Below are 4,775 nucleotides of genomic sequence, written 5' to 3' on the forward strand. Positions count from 1 at the left end.
GTTTATGGTGTTCGACAGGGAAGAGCAGCCTTGTAGAGTCTGCGCCACTACAATAAAACGCCAAACGTATAACGGGCGACGTCTTTATTGGTGTAGCCAGTGCCAGGCGAAGTAATCTACCCCCCCCATTTTTATTATCAATAAATAATCTGTTTGACTTGTCTCCAATTACGATTAATTATATCCGTAACTGGTTACGGAGTTTTTTGAAGTGAAGTCATTTAATGAATTGGGGCATATTGCATTAGGTACTGCCTTACGTCAGTTAGCCGCGCAGGTGTCAAAGGATGCGGAAAATACTTATGCGAAATTTGGATTTGCGATAGAGCCAAAGTGGTTTCCAGTATTTTACGTGCTCGCGTCAAAAGGTGCTGATTCCGTCGTGAATATCGCTAAAGAGATAAATCATTCTCACGTGTCGGTGAGTAAGATCGCAAAAGAAATGAAAGCACGCGACCTAATTGAAAGTTATAAATCGAGCGACGATTCGCGGGTTACGCTGGTGGCGCTAAACGATAAAGCGAAAGCGATGGTGCCCAAAATGGAAAAGCAGTGCGATGCCATAGACACTGCCATGCGCGAGCTAAAAGATGAAACGGGTATCGATTTATGGGAAGCGGTGAGCGTAGTTGAAAGGCATCTTCGATATCGCCCCATAAGTGCGAGAGTGGACGGTGACTCGCCTGATATTAAGGTAGTCGATTATGCGCCAAAGTATCGCGAGGCATTTAAATCGCTCAATGTTGAATGGATAAGTAAATATTGGGAATTGGAAGAGCCCGACTTTAAAGCGCTCGACGACCCTGAAGGCTACATTTTGAATCAGTCGGGTGTGATATTGATCGCGTTAGATAAGGGCGAACCCATAGGCTGCTGTGCACTTATTAAACAAGCTGACGATACGTTTGAACTTGCCAAAATGGCGGTGTCTCCCAAAGCTCAAGGCAAAGGGGTAGGGCTGCTGTTAGGTAAAAGTATTGTCGAAAGAGCGAAACTGATGGGGTTAAAGCGGCTTTATTTAGAGAGCAATTCGGTACTTAAGCCCGCAATATGTTTGTACGAAAAGATAGGGTTTAAGCCTATTAAGGGGGCGTCGTCGCCCTATGCGAGATGTGATGTGCAGATGGAGCTTTTATTCAAATAAATAATAGTTATCGTAAAGTGCAGCTATAAGTAAAGCCACGCAACACAGCGGTCACTGTTTTGGTTTAACTGAAGGTTCAATACCACCGTTGTCAAAACGGTTAACTCTCGGCTTTCATTATAAAATGATAAAAAGCTGAAACGCATTCAGTCCATTCTTGCCAAAAGACGAGTGTGCGCCTTGTTAACCGCACACTCAAATTTTCACTTAAATATTCACTCAAAAACTCTCAGGCACAGAAAGTATCATTACTTTCTTTGTGAGTAATAATGCTGCTCTCTGCCTTCGTTTACCATTTTCACATCGGCGCAGTATTCTGAGACAGGCCTTATCAGTAACCTAGGAATGCCAATGGGTTCTCCGGTCTCCAAGCAGTATCCAAAAGACTTGTCTTTTATTCGTCGCAACGACTTATCGATTTTAGGAAGTAGCTTTCGCTCCCTGTCCAAAATTCGAAGAGAAAGCCTGGATTCTTCTTCATACTGCGCCCGATCAACTTCATCGTTTATCTCAGGAGGTTGACTTAACGATGCCTTCATCTCTTCAATATGAGCCATGGTTTGCTGTTTTAAATCGTTGAGCAATTCTTTAAAAAATTCAAGCTGCTCATCGTTCATGTAGTCGTCTTCACTGGCGGCAAGAAGCGCTTCTTTAGTCAACGTTTTACTCATTTCAGCTCCACTAAGGCTTGATGAAACCAGCCTAAAACCTGCTTATAGTGTGCCTCGCCATACAAACGTAGAAATTGCTTTGTATGCTGATCCTTCATGTTCGAAAGCGCCGCTATCCGTGATTCTAAAAACGCTTTGTCTAACGCTATGCCACAATCGCGGACAATACAGTTTTGCCATTCAACGAAGTTAGAGGGTATTACCGGTGAATTCATGAGGCCTCCTGTTAGTCGAGTTTGGTTTTAAGCCCTCAGCGAATATGCAGAGCATCTGTTGTTGGCGCTTTTCCTCGGAATGCTTTATAAGACTCCATCGGGGGACGAGAATTGCCGGTAGATAAGATTTCCTTTCTATATTTCATACCGTTTTCTAACCTTAATCCGCCGAGTTCTTGCATATAAGCAAAGGCATCAGCAGCTAAAATTTCACTCCACATATAGGCATAGTAGCCAGCGGAATAGCCGCCACCCATTGAATGTGCAAAGAATGCTGACTTATAACGAGGTGGTACATAAGACAAGCCAACATTATGTTTATCGAGAGCTTGGGCTTCAAAGGCTTGGACATCTTCAGGCGCCTGCTCAGCAGAGATAGAATGCCACTCCATATCAAGCAGTGCTGCAGACATATATTCCAATGTGTCATAACCCATATTGAATGTACGTGAACGAATCACCTTTTCCAGCAGAGCCTCTGGAATAGGCTCGCCAGTTTCATAATGCTTGGCATAGTTTGCAATAACGTCAGGGTGGGCTGCCCAGTCTTCTTCGAAGGTAGAAGGGAACTCTACATAGTCTCGCGAGACAGATGTGCCGGCCAACGTTGGGTAATTTACGTCTGACAGCATGCCGTGAAGTCCGTGACCCATTTCATGGAACATGGTAGTAACATGATCGTAACTGACTAATGTAGGCTCGCCATCAGGCGCTTTGTTTATGTTCATTACATTAACCACAACAGGCTTTTGCGAGAGCAATTTCGACTGTCCTACGAAAGAACTCGTCCAAGCTCCACCGCGTTTACCTTTGCGAGAAAAGTAGTCGGCATAAAAAATCGCTAAACTGTCACCATTTACATCAAACAGCTCGTAAGCCTTTACATCAGGGTGGTAAACCGGCAAATCTGGACGGGGCTTGAAGCGCACTCCGTACAATTTATTCATAGTGAAAAATACGCCATCTTCAAGCACGCGATTAAATTCGAAGTATTGTTTCACCTCGTTTTCATCTAGCTCGTATTTAGCTTGTCTTACCTTTTCTGAGTAGAAAGCCCAATCCCAAGGTTTTAGTTCGAAGTTATTACCTTCCGCTTCAATCATTGCTTTAATGTCAGCGGCTTCTTTTTCAACGTTTTTAAGCACAGCGGGCACCATACTGCCTAGCATTTCGTATACAGCGCTTGGCGAACCGGCCATTTGTTTGTCTAGGCTGTAGGCCGCCCAGCTATCAAATCCAAGCAATGCTGCTTTTTGTGCGCGCAGTCCTGCCAATCGGCTAATAATTTTGGTGTTGTCGTATTCCCCAGACTGGTTTCGGTATGCTGACGCTCCCCACACTTGCTGGCGAAGTGCTCTATTTTCTAGTGAAGTAAGGACAGGTTGACGAGTAGTGTTCGTGATGCTTAGAAGATATTTGCCTTCTTTATCAGCAGCTTTAGCAGCATCTGATGCGGCCTTTATTTGGCGCTCTGACATCCCTGACAACTGCTCTACGTCATCTACTACCACCGCAATTTCAGATGACTCAGCCAGTAGGTTTTGAGAAAACTGCGTGGTTAAGGTTGAATGTTCTTCGTTTATTTCACGTATCTTCTGTTTATCTGATTCATTGAGTTTAGCACCAGCGCGAACAAAATCAGAGTAATACTCTTCGAGTAGTCGGGTTGATTCAGTATCTAACTCCAACGCGTCGCGCTGGTTGTATAGCGTTTCAATACGCTTAAAAAGCGCACTATTTAAATTAATGGTATCGCTGTGAGCCGCCAGCTTTGGCGCTAGAATTTTTTGGATTTCTCTGCGTTCAGGCGAGCTATCTGTTCCTACTAAGTTGAAAAATACTCGGCTAGTTCTGGTGAGTAAACTTCCGCTTTTTTCAAGCGCTAGCAGCGTATTATCAAAGGTGGGGGCGTCAGGGTTAGACGCTATTTTTTCTACTTCTTGTAAGTGCTGTTCCATTCCTTTTTCAAATGCAGGAATGAAATGCTCGTCCTTTATCAAATCAAATTGCGGCGCGCCGTAAGTCAGTGAACTTGTCATAAATAAAGGGTTCGTCTGCTCTGCTTTTGCTGAGTCAGTCTGCGTTGTAGCAGTCTTATTCATTGTTGACGCCTGTTCGGTGCAGCCTGTTGCCAAAAGTATAGAAGATATCGTGGCTGAAATAAGGAGCTTTTTCATAGGGTTCCTAAATTTTTAGGGTAATTAATTGTTCGTGAGTGTAATGTTATATTGTAACAATTGTCAATTATGAGAAAGTGCGAAGAAATTAAAGGAAGCGATAGAAGTGCTGCTGGGTTACGCCTTAACTAGCGATCTGCTAGTTTTTTTTGAATAAAACTTAACGTGCTTCTCGTTTTACGAACATGAACACTAACATCACGTTTAAGCCAAATATAGCAATGCACAACGACCCAATAGTGGCATCTCTGAAGCTAAAGAATTGAGCCACGGTGCCTGCGCCAATGGTGCCTAGCATCATACCCACCCGAGTGGCGTTTGAATAAAACGCAGAAGTGAATCCAGTTAAGTCGGGCGCTTGTTGTTGCAGTAAGGTCAATCCAATACCAGCATATAAACCGTAGAACAGCGCGTTCAATATTTGAAGGGTCAATAACTCCCAACTCGACTGAGAAAAGTACACGCCAACGTAGAAGCAACAGCCGAAAATAAATGCTACTGCCATGATACCCGCAGGAGGGAAGCGTCGTGCTTATTTGGCTGCTAGCAGCATGTTTGGTATTTCAAG

Annotated in this window: 6 protein-coding genes; 2 read left to right on the forward strand and 4 right to left on the reverse strand. The window is 43.9% G+C overall.

Annotated features, from left to right (window positions below):
• Positions 1-4 precede the first annotated feature (4 nt).
• Positions 5-115: a zinc finger domain-containing protein gene (locus QVA83_RS21950; RefSeq protein ID WP_287498965.1), complete on the forward strand. Its 111-nt coding sequence runs from the start codon at positions 5-7 to the stop codon at positions 113-115.
• Between the two features lie 96 nt (positions 116-211).
• A complete protein-coding gene (locus QVA83_RS21955; RefSeq protein ID WP_061486350.1) occupies positions 212-1,144 on the forward strand; it encodes a bifunctional helix-turn-helix transcriptional regulator/GNAT family N-acetyltransferase in 933 nt (310 codons plus the stop codon).
• A 248-nt stretch (positions 1,145-1,392) separates the two neighbouring features.
• On the opposite strand, the gene dksA is transcribed toward QVA83_RS21955, so the two are convergent.
• From dksA to QVA83_RS21975, 4 genes are all read right to left on the reverse strand, one after another.
• Complete coding sequence (gene dksA / locus QVA83_RS21960; RefSeq protein WP_014950341.1) at positions 1,393-1,815, reverse strand: RNA polymerase-binding protein DksA; 423 nt, start codon at positions 1,813-1,815, stop codon at positions 1,393-1,395.
• Positions 1,812-2,030 carry a hypothetical protein gene (locus tag QVA83_RS21965; RefSeq protein ID WP_014950340.1) on the reverse strand — a complete coding sequence of 73 codons (219 nt, stop codon included), beginning with the start codon at positions 2,028-2,030 and terminating at the stop codon, positions 1,812-1,814. Before QVA83_RS21965 ends, dksA begins: the two co-directional genes overlap by 4 nt.
• A gap of 35 nt (positions 2,031-2,065) precedes the next feature.
• A complete protein-coding gene (locus QVA83_RS21970) occupies positions 2,066-4,207 on the reverse strand; it encodes a M3 family metallopeptidase (protein WP_156078707.1) in 2,142 nt (713 codons plus the stop codon).
• 160 nt (positions 4,208-4,367) lie between these two features.
• Positions 4,368-4,712 (reverse strand): MFS transporter, encoded by a 345-nt coding sequence (locus QVA83_RS21975; RefSeq protein ID WP_287498964.1) that lies wholly within the window; start codon positions 4,710-4,712, stop codon positions 4,368-4,370.
• Positions 4,713-4,775 lie beyond the last annotated feature (63 nt).

Source organism: Alteromonas sp. AO-Serp (assembly GCF_017849675.1).
GTDB lineage: Bacteria > Pseudomonadota > Gammaproteobacteria > Enterobacterales > Alteromonadaceae > Alteromonas > Alteromonas macleodii.